Origin of the sequence: Streptomyces sp. NPDC005566 (assembly GCF_040605575.1) — a bacterium.
Classification (GTDB): Bacteria; Actinomycetota; Actinomycetes; order Streptomycetales; family Streptomycetaceae; genus Streptomyces.
In genome coordinates this window covers 1-16,683 of the sequence record NZ_JBEXDB010000006.1, presented here as the reverse complement: position 1 = coordinate 16,683, position 16,683 = coordinate 1, and the positions used below count along the sequence as shown (strand labels likewise).

Genomic DNA, 16,683 nt, shown 5'->3' with positions numbered 1-16,683 from the left:
TGTCCGGGCAATGTCCGTGACGCGCCGAAGACGCCGGACACCGGGGCAATTCATCCGATTGTTCTCGATTCAGCCGGGTTCCGACACGGCTCGTGTGCGCGCCTCCTGGTTCACGGCCCTTCGGCAGGGTATTCGCTGTCCCATGTCGACACCGCGCAACCTCTCCTCACCCACCCGCTGGCAGACCTGGTTCCACCAACGCGACCTCGCCGCTTTCCAGAGCGTGGCCGCACGGCACTGGCCGGGCGCCGAGCCCCTGCTGCCCCGGCTGAGCCGCAGCGCCAATCACGGGCTGCTGTGGTTCGGGGCGGCGGCGGGCATGGCTGCGCTGGGCAGCAGCGCACGCTCGCGCAGGGCCGCACTGCGCGGCATCGCCTCACTGGCCGTGGCCTCGGCCGCGATCAACACGGTGGGCAAGGGCGCGGTACGCAGGGAACGGCCGATACTCGATCTGGTTCCGGTGATACGACAGCTCAAGCGACAGCCGTTCACCACGTCCTTCCCCTCCGGGCACGCGGCGTCCGCCGCGGCCTTCGCGACGGGTGTCGCCCTGGAGTCGAAGGGCTGGGGTGCCGTGGTCGCACCGGTCGCGGTGGCCGTGGCCGCTTCCCGCGTCTACACCGGGGTCCACTATCCGAGCGATGTGGTGGCAGGTGCGGCGCTCGGCGTAGGAGCGGCGTTCGCACTGCGGGGCGTCGTACCGACCCGTGGACAGCTGCCCGCGCCCGGGAGACCGCCGGCCAGCGCTCCGGCGATGCCGACCGGGCAGGATCTGGTCGTGATCGTCAACCGGGATTCCGGTTCGGCAACCGCTACGGCCGACCTGGTCCGTGAGGCGCTGCCGCTCGCCGAGGTGGTGGAGTGCGCGCCCGCCGACCTGTCCGGGACGCTGGAGAAGGCAGCACGACGGGGCAAGGCGCTGGGCGTCTGCGGAGGCGACGGCACGGTGAACCTGGCGGCGGCCGTCGCGGCGACGCACAGCCTGCCGCTCGCCGTCTTCCCCGGCGGGACCCTCAACCACTTCGCCTACGACCTCGGCATCGAAACGGTGCAGGACACGGTGGCCGCACTCGCCGCGGGTGACGCGGTGCGGGTGGACCTCGGCCGTTTCCGGCCCGGTCCCCAGGGGCCCGGCGGTGCACACGGCTACTTCCTCAACGCCTTCAGCCTCGGGGTGTACCCGGAACTCGTACGGACCCGGGAGCGCTGGGCACCCCGGATCGGCGGCTGGCCCGCCGGAGTGCTGGCGGCCCTGGAGGCGCTGCGCGGCGGACGCCCGCTGACAGCGGAAGTACAAGGACAGCGGCGGCCCTTGTGGTTGCTCTTCGTGGGGAACGGACTGTTCCGGCGGGTGGGCCCCGCGCCCGGCCGACGGCACAACCTGGCGGACGGACTGCTGGACGTCCGGGTGGTGCACGGCGGCCGCACGCCGGGCCTTCGACTGCTCGCGGCGGCCGTCGCCGGGCCGCTGACCCGGTCACCCGTCCATGCGGCGGAACGGCGCCACAGGGTGCGCATCTCCGGTCTCGCGCCGGGCACTCCGTACGCGTACGACGGGGAAGTGGCCCACTCCGGGAAGGAGTTGCTGATCGACAAGATGCCGGAGGCGTTGACGGTCTACTGCCCGATGCCGACCTGACGTGAGGTGTCCGGATGGCAAGACGCGTATCTCAGGATGCGACATCGCGGCGTACCGTTGCCCTATCGCTCGCGCAGTCCCGAGAGAGGACGTACGGCCATGCCCAAGGAGACCGCCGTGTACACCCACGGTCACCACGAGTCGGTGCTGCGCTCGCACCGATGGCGGACCGCGGCCAACTCTGCGGCCTACCTCATCGGTGAACTCCGCCCGGGCCAGGCGGTCCTGGACGTCGGCTGCGGGCCGGGCACCATCACCGCCGACCTGGCGGCGCTGGTCGCCCCGGGCCGGGTGACCGCTGTCGACACGAGCCGCGACATCCTGGACCGGGCAGCCGCGGCAGCCGCCGAACGCGGCCTGGACAACCTCGAGTTCGCCACGGCCGATGTGCACGCACTGGACTTCCCCGACGACTCCTTCGACGTGGTCCACGCCCACCAGGTGCTCCAGCACGTCGGCGACCCGGTGCAGGCACTGCGCGAGATGCGGCGGGTGTGCCGGCCCGGCGGCGTGGTCGCGGCGCGCGACAGCGACTACGCGGCGATGACCTGGTACCCGGAAGTGCCGGGCCTGGAGCAGTGGCAGGAGCTGTACGGACGGGTGGCCCGCGCCAACGGGGGCGAGCCCGACGCCGGACGCAGGCTGCTGTCCTGGGCCCGGCAGGCCGGGTTCGCCGACATCACCCCCACGGCGGCGGCCTGGTGCTTCGCCACCCCGGAGAACCGCGCCTGGTGGAGCGGCCTGTGGGCGGACCGTACGACGGCATCGGTGTACGCGAGACTGGCAGTGGACGGCGGACATGCCGACGCCGGGCAGCTGACGGCCGTCGCGGAGGCCTGGCGCGCGTGGGGCGAGGAGCCCGACGGGTGGTTCATGGTGCCGCACGGCGAGGTGCTCTGCCGGCCCTGACCACCGGCGTTCCCGGGCGGATTCGATCACATGCCGTCCGGACGCCGACTACCCTCGTGGGCATGGAAATCCTGGGAACCACGCTGCGAATCTGCGTCGACGACCTGGAGGCCTCGGTGGCCTTCTACGAGGGCCTCACCAGTACTCCGGCGCTGCGCTTCGAGCGTGGCGGGGTCTCGGTCGCCGCGATCGGCTGCTTCTTGCTGATGAGCGGCCCCGAGTCGGAGCTGGAGATTCTGCGCAAGGTGACGGCGACCATCGCCGTCAAGGACGTCGAGGAAGCCCATGCGGCCCTGACCCGGGTGGGGGCGCGGATCGTCGCGGGCCCGGTCCCCACCCCGGCCGGCCGCAATCTGATCGCCCTGCACCCGGACGGCTCGGTCTTCGAGTACGTGGACCGGAACGTGTCCGCCTGACGCTGATCGGCCGAGGACGCGGTGGCGCCATCGGCCGGATCATGCGCGGCCGCCGCGATCCGGTGCGGTCCTCAGCAGCCCCCGGCGATCCCCGGCGACCCTCATCGATCCCCGGCGACCGTCACCGACCCGAGTCTCAACGCAGCGGGCGCATCCTGAAGTTGTAGATGTCCGGGAGCGGGTCGTCGGTGACGGAGCACCAGATCTCCTCCAGGACCTCGGCCCCTTCCCGTAGGTCGGCGACCTCGAAGCCGGCGTCGAAGACCGCGCGCACAGCCGCGGTGTCCCCTTCCGCCAGCAGGATCCGGGCCTCCAGCAGCCGGAAGCGGCCCCGTACCCGGATCTCCGGGCCCAGGCCTTCGAGCACCGCACGGGCGGCGGCTGGGCGTCCGGCCGTGAGCAGTGCCTCGATCGCCTCCCGGCCGAGGGCGGACGTCGCCGCCGTCCAGATCTCGCCGTCGTCGCGGCGCTCCGCACGCAGGTCGTCGAAGGCTTCGGTGTAGTGGTCGGCGGCCCGTTCGCTCTGGCCGCTCTCCCGGGCCGCCACGGCGAGACAGCGCAGCAGGGGCCAGCGGGACGGCGCGAGTGCGAGCCCGCGCTCCCAGCTGCGGACCGCCTGGGCCCGGTCGTCGGCGTGCCACTGGGCGATGCCCAGGTGGTATTCGGTGAGGGGTTCGGCGGGGGCCGTCTCCAGCATGTCGCGCCAGTGCGGGGAGACGAGGGACGGTCCCGGCGGAGCCACCCGGGGTGCTTGCGGGAAGGTGCCCTGCTCCAGCAACTCCAGCCAAGGTGCCTGTTGTTCACCGAGAGTCGACCGGTCGAAGGGCGTACCGGGAAGTGTGTGGCCGGCGCGCCGGACCTCCAGGGCGCCCCAGCCGGAGCCGGTGGCGAGCACCTCGCCCGGTTCGGTGTCGGCGCAGCGGCGCCACGCCTCGTACGCTCCGTCCACGTCGGCGCGCGGCAGGGCACGGGCGAGTTGCAGCTCGGTCTCGGCCCGGGCCGCCGCCCAGTCGTCGCCGTGTACGGCGGCGGGATCCGCGGACAGCGGACCGTATGCCTCCAGCCAGCTGAACTCGGCGCCGGCTTCGAGGGGGACGTGCTCCAACTGGGTACGGGCGAGCCCGGCCTGGATCTCGGCGTACCCGCCGGTGCCGGGCTCGGTCAGCCACCGCTGCCAGCGGCGTCCCCCGGTGCCGCTGCCCCAGAGGAAGAGCTTCCGGCCGCGCAGGACGTCGGTGGAGGTCTGGACGAGCCCGTGGCCGTCCCTGCCGAGAGAGGCGATCCAGCGCCGGGCACCGTCGGGGACCTCGTAGAAGTAGTCGGCGGGGTATTCGCTGCGCAGGGGGTACGTGCGGTCGGTGCCGTCGGTCTCCGGGACGGGGACCCGGGTCAGGGTGTGCTCGTAGCCGAAGTGCCAGGCTTCGTCGGCGGGGGCCAGGACGCGGGTGTGCTCGTCCTCGGGGACGGCGGTGTTGGACCACCAGTAGACGGGCGCCGGATGCTCGTGCGGGTTGCGTATACGCACGCCGACGTACAGGAAGTCGGAGTCCTCGGGCAGCCACAGGTCCACCTGGTAGGGCAGGTCGCGCAGGCGTTCCCACTCCCAGAGCCGGAGCATGTCTCCGCCGTCGGGGGCGGTGACGAGGGCGGCGTGGACGGGGGCGCAGGACAGGGTGGTGTGGCCGGTCGCGCCGATGTTCCACTCGATGCCGCCGGAGAACCAGGCGCCGTTGAGCGCGAAGTCCGCGGGCTGCAGGACCGGGTTGCGGTACACGAGCTCGCGGCCGGTCGGCTTGTGGTGGAGGGAGTGGATGCGGCCCCCCAGTCCTGGCAGGACGGTGGCGCGCAGCCGGTCGTTCTCGATGACGATCGCGTCCAGGGCGGTGTGCGTGCGGTCACGGCCGTACCCGTCGAGAATCCGGACCGGGAGGACGGTGCGCAGCGGCTCGTGCCCGAGCTGCCGCGCCATGTCCCGGGGCAGACCGTCCCGTTCGCGGCTCCCGACGGCGTGCACCTCGTCGAGTGGCCGCAGCGCGGGCAGCGGGTTCTCCGGCCCGGCCGGTGCTGCGGGCAGGGTCAGTACGGCACGTCGTACGGTCGTGGCCAAGACAACCTCGCTCCCTCGCGGGCAGCCACAGGTCCGGGCGCCCCCCGATGACCATGGAACACGCTGGACGGCGCCCCGGCCAGGGGGTCGAGGTGTCAGTCTTCGGTAAAGGCGGCGACGACGAGGTCGGTGAGCAGGGCGCCCGCGGTGGCGTCGGGGTCCAGATCCGGGTCGTAGACGGTGATGTTGAGCCCGGCGCAACGCGGCGAGCGCACCAGGACCCGGAGCAGCGTCCGGAGTTCGTCGGGGAACAGCCCGCCGTCGTCGGGACTGTCGACGGCGGGCATCACGCCCGGATCGAGCACATCGGCGTCGAGGTGCACCCAGAAGCCGTCCAGGAGGGGGATCTCCAGGGTCTGCAGCACGCCGTTCGCCAGTTCGGCGACGCCCCGTTCCCGGAGCTCCCCGACGGTGGCGTTGGAGATCTTCAGGGCGTTCATCTCGGCCCGGTCCTCGTCGTGGTCGCGCATTCCGAAGAGCCGGACGTCCTCGTCCCTGAGATAGGGACCGAGCCCTTCCAGGTCGCTGAGGTCGGCCTGCCCGCGCCCGGTGGCGAGCGCCAGCTCCTCCCCGGCCGCGGCGCCGATCCGGGTGCTGTTGCCCGGGTGGCGGAAGTCCGCGGAGCCGTCGACGGCGGCGAGTCCGTACCGCCCGATGCGGCGCAATGCGAGGGTCGCGCCGAGCTGGATGGAGCAGTCGCCCCCGAGGACGAGCGGGAACTCACCGGCTCTCACATGGCCCTCGATACGGTCGGCGAGGGTGCGGGTGTAGCGGGCGATGGCCGCCGCGTTGAAGACCCCGTCGCCCTCCTGCCAGTCGCCGAGGTCGTAGCGCGGCGGTACGACGACACCGCCTTCGAACGCCCCGAGCCGCTGCACGATCCGCTGCTCACGCAACGCGCCGGCCAGTTTGTAGCAGCCGGGCACGGTGCCCGGCGCCGGGGGCCGGAGACCCAGGTTGGAGGGCGCGTCGAGGACCACGATATTCCGCATGCGCTCCATCCTCACCGCCGTAGCCTTCGTCCTCAACGGTTTTCGAGCAGAGGGCAGGCTGGACGATGGACACGCAGCACACGTACCGGGTGATCGTACGGGGCACCTGGGAGGGGCTGACGGACACGGACCGGGAGCGGTTGCTGTCCGAGGCGGAGGAACACGGTCTGACGGGGATGCAGTTCACCGAGGAGGGCACCCTCACCTATGACTCCGCCCTGAAGCACTTCAGCTTCCGCTACGCGGTCGTCTCGGATGCCGCGGACGGCGAGGAGATGGCGGTGGCGATCGCCGAGGACCGTGCGCAGATGCAGCTCGCGGAGCGGGGCCACGGTCACGGGGTGCTGCGTTCCACCGCGACCGACATGGACACGATGAAGATCAACTACAAGGGGCGGCGGGGTCCGGGGCCGGCGTGACGGCGGGCGGGAGTCGCACACGTGGCGGGCACGTGGTGTCGACGTCGGGCCGTCGGTCGCCGCGGCAACTCCACCACGATCACGGTGGGAGATCCGGTCGCCGTCAGCCGGTCCGCGAGGAGGGGAACGGAGCGCCGTTGCCGGCCATGACCACATCGGAGGTCTCGTAGGAGCGTCGAAACGTCGGCTCACCCGGCACGCCTTTCGCCGCGGCTCGACTTCTCAGCCTTCTCTTGGGTGAACCGGCCGCCGGCGGATAGGGCGGCCGGAATCCGACGGGGGTCGGAATCCACGGTCCAGCAGGAACCCGCCCCGCCGATCCGCACGCATCCTGCCACCCACGCCGTCGGACGCCTCCAAGTAGCTTTCCGCAGTTCGTCGTGCGCGAGGAGACACGACCGGACGTTGCCGGTCCACCCGAGCGTGCTCCGTCCGGCGAAGCCGGACGCCACTGCGATCAGGCACCCGGCAGGCCACACAGCATCACCTGAGCACGACCGATTCCACCGTGGTGACCGCCTCCGCAAGCCCCGGCGGATGCGGCAGCCCCGGCACGGTCTGTCCGGCCCAGCCGGGCCCGAGCGTCAGGACGACCGGCTGCCTGCGCGCGCCGCGCACACCCCACTCCATCGCCGCCACGTACTGCGCCAGCGGCCCGCTCGCCGTGGCGCGGGACTGCGCCCACAGTCCCACCGCAGCCGGCCCGGTCCTGCCCACCGCGGATACGAGTGACTCGACAGGCAGCGCCCCACCGAACATGCGCACCGCGAGGCCACGTTCGGCCAGCGCGGCGGCCAGCACCTCCAACGGCAATGTGTGGTTCTCCGCAGGAACACAGGCCAGCACGGTGGTGGCACCGGGCCGGTCGGCGACGACGGGCGGGGCGTAGCGCCGCAGTGCGCTGGAGACGTGCCAGGACAGGAAATGCTCGACCTCGACGTATCTCTCCCCGGAGCTCTCCCACTTACGGCCGACCGCCTGAAGCGTGGGCGTGATCACCTCCGTCCAGGCGGAGACCAAGCCGTGTTCTTCGATCGCGGCCCTCAGCAGCTCGTCGAGAGTGGTGGCGTCGAGGCGCAGGGCCGCACGGGCGACACCCTTGCACTCCTGGCGCGCGTCACCCAGCCGGAGGCCGGCGCCTGCCCGGCTGCGCCCTCGGACCGGCCGGGGGGAGGGGGCGGTACCCGCCTGGAGCGGGGGCACGTCCGTGCTTCCCTCGTCGAGCGCCAGCCGTGCGGCTTCCGCCGGTGGCAAACCGGTCGCCGTCAGGGCGCACATGCGCTCCAGCCGCGCCACGTCCACGGCGGTCCAGCGGCGGTGCCGGCCACCGGTGCGCGCGGCGGGGCCGAGACCGTAGCGGTGGTCCCACGAACGGATCGTGGTGGGCGCCACGCCGAGACGCCGCGCCACCTCCCCTGTGGTCAGCCCGCCACCACGTCGCGCGTCGGCCTCTTCGCCGTCGTCCCGTTTATTGCCCATACCACCACTTTACGACGCATGAACGACGCATGTTGAATGCGTCGCTTTTATTCATGAAACTGGTCGAAACGGTCGGATGCGACAGCTGCGTGACCGGCGATCCGGCTCAGCAGGCAGCCTTCCGCAGCCCGCCCGGAACGCACACCAGGAGGACCAGGGTCATGAGCACGAACACGCGATCCACCGATGTGTGCTCCCCGCCCGCGGCGGAAACCCTGTGTGACGAGGATCTGGCCCGCGGCCTCAGTGACGCTGACGAGGTCGTTTTCGCCGCCGTCTACCGACGCTGGGGCTCACTCGTCCACACCATGGCCACCCGCTCGCTCGGCGACACCGACGAGGCCGACGACGTGACCCAGCAGGTGTTCATCGGCGCCTGGCGCGGACGGGACGGCTACCGTCCGGCCAGGGGACCACTCGGAGCCTGGCTGGTCGGCATCACACGCCGGAAGATCGTCGACGCTCTGGCCGCCAGGACGAGGCGCCTCACACTGATCGACTCGGTGGCACGGGACGCCGGCACCCGCCCGCACGACGGGCGAACGCCGGACGACGTCCTGGACCGGGTACTCGTGGTCGACGCCCTCACCCGGCTGCCGCGCCCTCAGCGGGAGGTGCTGTGCATGGCCTTCTACGACGACCTGTCCCAGGCCCAGATCGCCGAGCGCACCGGAATGCCTCTCGGCACCGTGAAGAGCCACAGCCGGCGCGGCCTGCACCGACTGCGCGAAGGGCTCGAACAGGGGCTCACCGACGAAGCCGCCTCGTAGCCACACAGGACCCTGTCACGCGCATCCGAGGTGGCACCCACACACGAAACAGAGTTGAGACTCCGCGAACGGCGGAACCTCTTATGAAGGGATGATCCTCATGACCTCCCGGACCCCCCTCACCCTCGCCGCCGCGGCCGGCGCCTGCGCACTGGCCCTCGGCGTCGCCGCGCCCGCCATGGCGAGCCCGGACGCGGACGCCGACGACCCGGCCATGGTGTCCGTCTTCCACGGAGTTCCCGGGCTGACCGTCGACGTCTATGCAAACGGTGACGAGCTCCTCGGCGACTTCAAGCCAGGCACCGTGACCGACCCACAGGCTCTCGACGCCGGCACGTACGACATCCAGGTCTTCGAAGCCGGCAAGGGCCCCGACGGCACACCGGCCATCGAGAAGGAAGTCAAGGTACCTGCGGGAGCCAACGCCACGATCGCCGCCCACCTCTCCGCCGAGGGGAAGCCCCAACTGACGACCTTCGTCAACAACGTCTCCGAAGCAAAGTCGGGCGAGGCGCGTCTGACCGTGCGTCATGTCGCTGCCGCGCCGGCTGTTGACGTACGGGCCGATGGCCAGCCCGTCTTCAAGGATCTGACGAATCCCGAGGAAGACACCACCGCGGTCGACGCCGGCACCCTCTCGGCCGATGTCGTGCTGGCCGGTACGGACACCGTAGCCATCGGCCCCGCCGATCTGAAGCTCAAGGAGGGTACGAGCAACATCGTCTACGCCTGGGGCAGTGCCGAGGACAAGAACCTGGCGCTGGCGACCCAGACACTCAGCGGCGTGGAATCCGCACCGAACGCCGTACACGCCGGGGGCAGTGGCGCCGCCGCCGTCACCCCCAACTCGTCCGACCAGTGGATGGCATGGGTCGCGGTGGCCGGGGTCGTGACGCTGACGGGCGTTCTGGTGACCCGCCGGGCCACGGGACGGCGTGAATGACACCATTCGACGGCTCACCGGCTTCACGGTGGCGACCGCTGCTTCGGCGGCGGTCCTCACCTTGGGTGGTGTCCCGTCGCAACAGGCTTCGCCACCGGCCGACTTCGGAATCGCCGCACCGGGTGCCGCATCTGCAGGACCCACCGTCGCCGACGCATCACGGTCGGATCCGCCTCCACGCACCGCACGCCAGGAACCTCCGCCCCAGCGCATTCTGATACGCGACGTAGGTCTCGACGCCCGGGTACGGCCGGTGGGCGTCACGGAACAGGGCGCCATGACCGTCCCTGCGGACCCGACCGTTTCCGGGTGGTACCGCTTCGGCCCCGCACCCGGAAGTTCCCGGGGATCGGCCGTACTCGCCGGACATGTGGACAGCGAAACCGGTGCCCTCGGTGAGTTCGCCGCGCTCGACGACGTACGGCCCGGAGACACGGTCGACGTACGACGGGACGGCGCCGAGCCGGCGGTCTATCGCGTCGTCGCACGTACGTCAGTCCCGAAGGACGACCTTCCGCCGTCCGCTTTCCGCCGGACCGGACCCCCGGTTCTCACGCTCATCACCTGCGCACCTCCGTTCGTCCCCGAGAAGGGCGGATACCTGGCCAACCTGGTCGTCACAGCGGAGCCGCTCCGGCAGTGAGAGCGCGCCGTGTCGCGGACCGCTCCGGTACAGATGCGGGAACTGGAGACGGAACACAAGGACTGGAGGGCACGGTGACCCACGTCGAGCCCGCTCACCTGGTGGAACTGGCACTGGGCAACGACGTCTCGAGCGACGACGTCACCGCCCTGCGGCACATCGTCACCTGCGTCAGCTGCCAGGAGGAGTTGAACCGGATAGCCCGTGTCGTGACCGCCGCACGCGGCGTCGAGGCGTCGGATCTGACGACCGCGCCGCCGGACCGGGTCTGGCGACGCATCACGCAGGAGGTGTCCAGGACCGGGGAGAGCGCCTCGGTACCGACCGTGGGGGGTCACCGGCTCCCCACGGGGGAACACCGCAGCGGCCGCTCGGTGGGGGCACGTATCCGAACGGCACACCTCGTGCTGGGCCTTCTCGCGGGAGCCGTTGTCATCGGCTGGATCGGCCGGCGCACCGCGAACATCGGCCTGACCTCCGCGCGCGGAGTCGTCCCTTGGCATCCGGTGCCTGCCCCGTCAGGGTCAGGCACCGGACCGGTCCGGTTCGGCACACCCCGCCGGCATCCGAGACTGCGCACGTGACCTGCGGTGTCGCAGCGTGAAGTAGGGTGATGAGCCGTACAGAGGGAGCGTGTGCGTTGGCAGTTCGGGTCACCATGGCCGATGTCGCCCGTGCGGCCGGAGTGTCGACGGCGACCGTGTCCTACGTCCTCTCCGGCAAGCGAGCTGTCGCGGACGAGACCCGGCGGGTGGTCGAAGCGGCCATCGCCGATCTGGGCTTCACCGTCAACACGGTGGCGCGGAGTCTGAGGACCGGGCGTTCGAGCATCGTGGCGCTGGTCGTACCCGATCTGTCCAACCCCTTCTACGCCCAGCTCGCGGCCTCCCTCCAGGAGGAGCTGCGGGTGCTCGGCCTGCACGTCATGGTGTGCGCCACGAAGGCGGACCGGGACGAGGAGCGGGCGTTCCTGCGGGAGGCGGTACAGCAGCGGTTCGCCGGGGTCGTGATCACCCCGTTCCGGCTCGTGGCGAAGGACTTCCTGATGCTGTCGGAGGCGGACATCCCGGCGGTCGTCAGCGCCGACCTGCCCTTCGGGGAGACAGACCTGGTGACGCCGGACGCGCGGGCCGCCATGCGCGCGGCGCTGACGGAGGTGACGGGCGCCGGACGCCGGCGCATCGCCATGATCGCCGGCCCTCGGGACGCCACCGGCGGCGACCCCCGGATGGAGCTGCTGCGGTCCTTGGCCGTGCAGTTCGGCACCACGCTCCCCGGCCGCCTGGTCGTGCGCGGTGAGCACACCCGGGAGGCCGGCGCGGTGGGCTTCGGGCACCTGATGCGCATGAAGCACCGCCCGGACGCGGTCTTCTGTGCGAACGATGCGGTGGCGATCGGCGCGATGGACAAGGCGGAGGAACTCGGCGTCGGTATCCCCGATGATGTGGCGCTGATCGGCCACGACGACGCGTCGTTCGCATCGCTGGTGCGTCCGCGTCTGACCACGGTCAGGTATCCGGCCGTCGACGTGGGCAGGGCCGCGGCGCGGCTTCTCATCGAGCGCCTCGACGGACGCGTCGCCCGGAAGACCGTGCACGTCAAGGCGGAGTTCGTCTCGCGCGGGACCGTCTGAGCCGACTCGTCGCCCGACCCGTCGGCCTGCCCTCCGCTCGCGGCCCCGGCGGCGGTGAGCAGCCCTCTCCCCCGCCCCACCGGCCGGCGCGACCAGCGCCCTGAACCGGCCGTGACGTAATCGATTACGTCACCTTCTCCGGCGAGCCCCACGGGATCGCTCCCATCACCGTATTCGCAGGTCAAAGTGCATTCGGAGCGAACTTCGCTCCGCTCTGCCGCATTACGAATCGGTCGCGATGGGCACCCAAATTCACCGTACCTGTTGACTTCTGTTGATCTCTGTTGTGAAGGTAGCCGCCATTGCCTCACTCAGGCGTGACAGCGCCGGCTCAAAGGAGAGCACCCTCATGGCAGTTCTTAAGCACGGCCCGGCCACCCGTCGCGGCTCCCTCGTCCGTCGCTGCTTGGCCGGGGGCGTGGCCCTCACCCTCGCTGCGCTGACCGCGTGCGGCGGCGGCTCGGACGACAAGGCGGACTCGGCCGGCTCCGCGTGTGAGCCCACCTCGGGCAAGGTCACGCTCGACTACTGGTCCTGGGTGCCCGGCATGCAGAAGGCCGTCGACCTCTGGAACAGCGAGAATCCCGATGTCCAGGTCAAGCTCAAGACGACGCCGTCCGGCAACGCGGGCACGTACCAGAACCTGTCCAACGCGCTCAAGGCCGACAAGGCCCCCGACCTCGGGCAGATCGAGTACGACTCGCTCGCCAGCTTCCGCCTCAAGGGCGGACTGACGGACATAGCGAAGTGCGACGGCGTCACGGAAGCCGGATCGAAGTTCGTCGACTGGACCTGGTCGCAGGTGGACTTCGGAGCCGACGGCAAGGACGGCGTCTGGGCGGTGCCCCAGGACACCGGTCCGATGGCGCTCTTCTACCGCAAGGACGTCTTCGACAAGCTCGGCCTGGCCGCGCCGACGACCTGGGAGGAGTACGAGGCCGCCGCCCGGAAGATCAAGGCGGCGAAGAAGGGGCAGTACATCACCCACTTCTCGCAGACCGACCCGAACTGGTTCACCGGGCTGCTGTGGCAGAACAAGGCCCCCATGTTCGAGCGCGACGGCGACACGTGGAAGGTCAGCGTGGACCGGCCCGAGAGCCGCCAGGTGGCCGACTACTGGCAGAAGCTCATCGACGACGAGCTCGTCGCCACCGACCTCCAGGGCTTCTCACCCGCTCTGTACAAGTCGTGGAACGACGGTGAGGTCGTCACCTGGATCAGTGCCGCCTGGGGCTACAGCACCATTCGGGACAACGCGAAATCCACCTCCGGCACGTGGGCCGTCGCCCCCATGCCTCAGTGGGAGAAGGGCCGGAAGCAGGCAGGCAACTGGGGTGGTTCGACCACCGCCGTCCTCGCGGGCAGCAAGCACCCTGCCGAGGCGGCGAAGTTCGCGCTGTGGCTGAACACCGACACGAAGGCGCTGGAAATCCTCAACCGTGAGGGCGGCCTCTACCCCGCGGCCACCGCAGGTCTGGAACTGCCGGCACTGCAGCAGCCGGTCGACTTCTACGGCAAGCAGAAGATCTTCGACGTCTTCTCGGAGGCATCGGCGAACGTCGACACCGAATTCACCTGGGGTCCGACGATGACCGACACCTACCGCTTCCTCAGTGACGGCACCGCGAAGGCGACCGGCGGCGGCAGCACGCTCGCCGACGTACTGAAGGACACCGACTCCCAGAGCGTCGAGTCGCTGCGCAAGCAGTCGCTGGATGTGACGGACTGACCCCTCCGGCCGGTCATCTCCCGCCTCCGCTCCGCCGGTACGGCCCAACCCGAAGGTCACCCGTGACGACCACCCGCACCCCGGTGGCGGCGCCCCGCCGCCACCGCCACACCCTCGCACCACTCGCGTTCCTCGCCCCTTTCCTGATTCCCTTCGTGCTCTTCACGCTCGTGCCGGTCGGCTACGCGTTCTGGCAGAGCCTGCACAAGACCGAGCGCACGGGTGGCACCTTCGGCCGCACCGAGACGGTGTTCGCCGGGTTCGAGCAGTACGGCGACGTCCTGTCCGAGCCGTTCTTCGTGGACAGCCTTCTGCGCGTGGCGCTCTTCGCGCTGGTGCAGATCCCCGTGATGATCGCGCTCGCCCTCGCCCTCGCCCTGCTGCTCGACTCGGCGGTGGCCCGTCTCAAGCGGTTCTTCCGCCTCGTCTACTTCGTCCCGTACGGCATTCCCGGCGTCGTGGCCGCCCTGATGTGGGCATTCCTCTACGACCCGCGCCTCTCCCCCGTCGTCGACCTGCTCCGTTCGGCGCACATCGACGTCGACCTCCTGGGCCCCGACGCCATCCTGTGGTCGATCGGCAACGTCGTCACCTGGACCTACACCGGCTACAACATGCTGATCATGTACGCGGCGCTGCAGGCCGTGCCCGCCGACCTCGGCGAGGCCGCGCGGGTGGACGGGGCCGGGCCGTGGACGATCGCCCTCCGCATCAAGGTGCCGGTCATTCGGCCGGCGCTCGTACTGACGGGAGTCTTCTCCCTCATCGGCACGTTCCAGCTCTTCACCGAACCGCAGGTGTTCCGCGCCATCTCCACCAGCGTGACCAGCACGTACACCCCGAACCTGGCCGCGTACTCGCTCGCGGCGGGCGACCGCTACAGCGAGGCCGCCGCGCTGTCGGTGCTGCTCGCCGTGGCCACCTTCGTGCTGTCCTTCCTGTTTCTCCGTTTCACTGCCAGGAGGCAGGGATGACCCTCCTCACCCGTACCGACGGTGCACACGCCCCCGCACCCGTGCGCCCGCGCCGCGTCCCCGGCCTGTCGACCGTGCCGGTGTTCGTGTTCATGGCACTGGTCGCCGGTTACATGCTGCTGCCGGTCTACTGGCTGCTCGTCTCCGCCACCAAGAGCCAGAGCGACCTGGTCAGCACGCCCGGTCTGCTCCCCGCCGACTGGCACCTGGGCGAGAACCTCAGCTCGCTCTTCGCGCAGCAGGACGGGGTGTACGCGCGCTGGCTCGTCAACAGCCTCGCGTACGCCGGGGCCGGCGCGGCAGTCGGCACGCTGCTCGCCGCCATGGCCGGATACGCACTGGCCGTCTACCGGTTCAAGGGCCGTGAGGCGGTCTTCTCGGTGGTCCTCGGCGGCGTGCTGGTGCCCGCCACCGCACTCGCGCTGCCCCTGTTCCTGCTCTTCGCCGAGGCGGACGCCACGAACACCTTCTGGTCGGTGTTCCTGCCCAGCGTCGTCAGCCCGTTCGGCGTCTACCTCTCGCGGATCTTCGCCACCGCCTCCATACCCGAGGAGGTCATCGAGGCTGCCCGCATCGACGGCGCCGGCGAGTGGCGCATCTTCCGCAGCATCGCGCTACGCATGATGTCGCCCGCCCTGGTGACCGTCTTCCTCTTCCAGTTCGTCGTCATCTGGAACAACTTCCTGCTGCCGCTGATCATGCTCCAGGACGAGCGGCTCTACCCGGTCACCCTGGGCCTGTTCACCTGGCAGTCGCAGACCAGCCGGATGCCCGAGCTCCAGACGCTGACCCTGGTCGGCGCGCTCGTCTCGGTCGTGCCGATCGTGATCACGTTCCTCCTGCTCCAGCGCTACTGGCGTGCGGGCCTGGCCGCCGGGGCGGTGAAGTAGTGACCGATCCGCACCGTGTTCCGGCCGACCCGTTGGACGCACTCGCCGAGCGTCTCGGCGGTATCGCCTACGGGGGTGACTACAACCCCGAGCAGTGGCCCGGGGACGTCTGGCACGAGGACGTGCGCCTCATGCGCGACGCGGGGGTCAACCTCGTCACCCTCGGGGTGTTCTCCTGGTCCCGCCTCGAACCCCGCGCGGGCTCCTACGACTGGTCACTGCTCGACACGGTCCTCGACCTGCTGCACGACAACGGCATCGCCGTCGACCTCGCCACCCCCACCGCCGCTCCCCCGCCCTGGTTCAGCAAGGCGCACCCCACCTCGCTCCCGCAGAACGCGTCCGGCACCCGCCTCACCCACGGCAGCCGGCAGGCGTTCTGCCCCAGCAGCCCGGACTACGCCCGGGCCGCCGACGCCGTCGTCGCCGCGCTGGCGACCCGGTACGCCGCCCACCCCGCCGTTGTCATGTGGCACGTGCACAACGAGTGGGGCAACCACAACGCCCTCTGCTACTGCGACACCAGCGCCGCTGCCTTCCGCGACTGGCTGCGCGACCGGTACACCACCCTGGAACGGGTCAACGACGTCTGGGGCACCGACTTCTGGGGCCAACGGTACGGCGACTGGGAAGAGATCGACCCGCCGCGTGACACCACCGCCTTCCGCAACCCGGGCCAGGAGCTCGACTACCGGCGCTTCTCCTCCGACGCCCTGCTCACCCGGCACCGGGCGGAGAGTGCGCTGCTGCGCGACCTGGCCCCCGGCATCCCGATCACGACCAACCTGCTGGGCACCCTGGAGAAGAAGGTCGACGGGCACGCCTTCGCCCGGCACTCCGACATCGTCTCCATCGACCACTACCTCGTCGCGGCAGATCCCGGCAACCACGTCGACCTGGCGCTCAACGCCGACCTCGCCCGCGGCATGGCCCGCGGCCGCCCCTGGCTCCTCATGGAACACTCCACGTCCGCGGTCAACTGGCAGCCCGTCAACGTACCCAAGGCGCCCGGGGAGATGCGCCGCAACAGCCTCACCCACCTGGCCCGCGGCGCCGACGGCATCATGTTCTTCCAGTGGCGGCAGTCCCGGGCCGGTGCGGAGAAGTGGCACTCCGCGATGCTTCCGCACGGCGGAACCG

16 protein-coding genes and 1 pseudogene are annotated in these 16,683 nt (G+C 70.7%); 13 read left to right on the top strand and 4 right to left on the bottom strand.

Annotation, left to right across the window (positions count from 1 at the left end; all coding sequences use genetic code 11):
* Positions 1-142: 142 nt before the first annotated feature.
* The 3 genes from ABZS61_RS10970 to ABZS61_RS10960 all read left to right on the top strand — a co-directional run bounded on the left by ABZS61_RS10970 (position 143) and on the right by ABZS61_RS10960 (position 2,964).
* The gene (locus ABZS61_RS10970; RefSeq protein ID WP_356417865.1) at positions 143-1,639 is read left to right on the top strand and encodes a phosphatase PAP2 family protein; all 1,497 of its coding nucleotides are present in this window, start codon (positions 143-145) and stop codon (positions 1,637-1,639) included.
* Between the two features lie 99 nt (positions 1,640-1,738).
* A complete protein-coding gene (locus tag ABZS61_RS10965) occupies positions 1,739-2,548 on the top strand; it encodes a methyltransferase domain-containing protein (protein WP_356417864.1) in 810 nt (269 codons plus the stop codon).
* 62 nt (positions 2,549-2,610) lie between these two features.
* Positions 2,611-2,964 (top strand): VOC family protein, encoded by a 354-nt coding sequence (locus ABZS61_RS10960; RefSeq protein WP_356417863.1) that lies wholly within the window; start codon positions 2,611-2,613, stop codon positions 2,962-2,964.
* Positions 2,965-3,100: 136 nt separating this feature from the next.
* Here ABZS61_RS10960 and ABZS61_RS10955 read toward each other — a convergent pair whose 3' ends face one another.
* On the bottom strand, positions 3,101-5,071 hold the full coding sequence (locus ABZS61_RS10955) for a DUF5107 domain-containing protein (RefSeq protein WP_356417862.1): 1,971 nt from the start codon (positions 5,069-5,071) through the stop codon (positions 3,101-3,103).
* A gap of 95 nt (positions 5,072-5,166) precedes the next feature.
* Positions 5,167-6,063: an arginase family protein gene (locus ABZS61_RS10950; RefSeq protein ID WP_356417861.1), complete on the bottom strand. Its 897-nt coding sequence runs from the start codon at positions 6,061-6,063 to the stop codon at positions 5,167-5,169.
* A 65-nt stretch (positions 6,064-6,128) separates the two neighbouring features.
* Here ABZS61_RS10950 and ABZS61_RS10945 point away from each other — a divergent pair, with 65 nt between their 5' ends.
* Entirely contained in the window at positions 6,129-6,482 is a 354-nt protein-coding gene (locus ABZS61_RS10945; protein ID WP_356417860.1) for a DUF6204 family protein, read from the top strand.
* Positions 6,483-6,764: 282 nt separating this feature from the next.
* Here ABZS61_RS10945 and ABZS61_RS10940 read toward each other — a convergent pair.
* Together ABZS61_RS10940 and ABZS61_RS10935 are read right to left on the bottom strand one after the other, a co-directional pair.
* Positions 6,765-6,848: pseudogene (locus ABZS61_RS10940) on the bottom strand (FAD-dependent oxidoreductase); the annotation flags it as partial.
* A 117-nt stretch (positions 6,849-6,965) separates the two neighbouring features.
* Positions 6,966-7,961: a MerR family transcriptional regulator gene (locus ABZS61_RS10935; protein ID WP_356417859.1), complete on the bottom strand. Its 996-nt coding sequence runs from the start codon at positions 7,959-7,961 to the stop codon at positions 6,966-6,968.
* 161 nt (positions 7,962-8,122) lie between these two features.
* On the opposite strand from ABZS61_RS10935, the gene ABZS61_RS10930 reads away from it, so the two are divergent.
* The 9 genes from ABZS61_RS10930 to ABZS61_RS10890 form a co-directional block, all read left to right on the top strand.
* Entirely contained in the window at positions 8,123-8,731 is a 609-nt protein-coding gene (locus tag ABZS61_RS10930; protein WP_356417858.1) for a sigma-70 family RNA polymerase sigma factor, read from the top strand.
* Between the two features lie 100 nt (positions 8,732-8,831).
* Positions 8,832-9,674 carry a DUF4397 domain-containing protein gene (locus ABZS61_RS10925; protein ID WP_356417857.1) on the top strand — a complete coding sequence of 281 codons (843 nt, stop codon included), beginning with the start codon at positions 8,832-8,834 and terminating at the stop codon, positions 9,672-9,674.
* Positions 9,667-10,317 (top strand): class F sortase, encoded by a 651-nt coding sequence (locus ABZS61_RS10920; RefSeq protein ID WP_356417856.1) that lies wholly within the window; start codon positions 9,667-9,669, stop codon positions 10,315-10,317. The genes ABZS61_RS10925 and ABZS61_RS10920 overlap by 8 nt, the downstream gene beginning before the upstream one ends.
* Positions 10,318-10,391: 74 nt before the next feature.
* Complete coding sequence (locus ABZS61_RS10915) at positions 10,392-10,901, top strand: hypothetical protein (RefSeq protein WP_356417855.1); 510 nt, start codon at positions 10,392-10,394, stop codon at positions 10,899-10,901.
* A gap of 56 nt (positions 10,902-10,957) precedes the next feature.
* Positions 10,958-11,950: a LacI family DNA-binding transcriptional regulator gene (locus ABZS61_RS10910; protein ID WP_356417854.1), complete on the top strand. Its 993-nt coding sequence runs from the start codon at positions 10,958-10,960 to the stop codon at positions 11,948-11,950.
* 349 nt (positions 11,951-12,299) lie between these two features.
* A complete protein-coding gene (locus ABZS61_RS10905; RefSeq protein ID WP_356417853.1) occupies positions 12,300-13,679 on the top strand; it encodes an extracellular solute-binding protein in 1,380 nt (459 codons plus the stop codon).
* 62 nt (positions 13,680-13,741) lie between these two features.
* Positions 13,742-14,653, top strand: coding sequence for a sugar ABC transporter permease (locus ABZS61_RS10900; protein WP_356417852.1), 912 nt, complete (start codon positions 13,742-13,744; stop codon positions 14,651-14,653).
* Positions 14,650-15,543: a carbohydrate ABC transporter permease gene (locus tag ABZS61_RS10895; protein ID WP_356417851.1), complete on the top strand. Its 894-nt coding sequence runs from the start codon at positions 14,650-14,652 to the stop codon at positions 15,541-15,543. Before ABZS61_RS10900 ends, ABZS61_RS10895 begins: the two co-directional genes overlap by 4 nt.
* A partial coding sequence (locus ABZS61_RS10890; RefSeq protein WP_356417850.1) for a beta-galactosidase occupies positions 15,543-16,683 on the top strand: 1,141 nt, incomplete at its 3' end. The genes ABZS61_RS10895 and ABZS61_RS10890, both read left to right, overlap by 1 nt.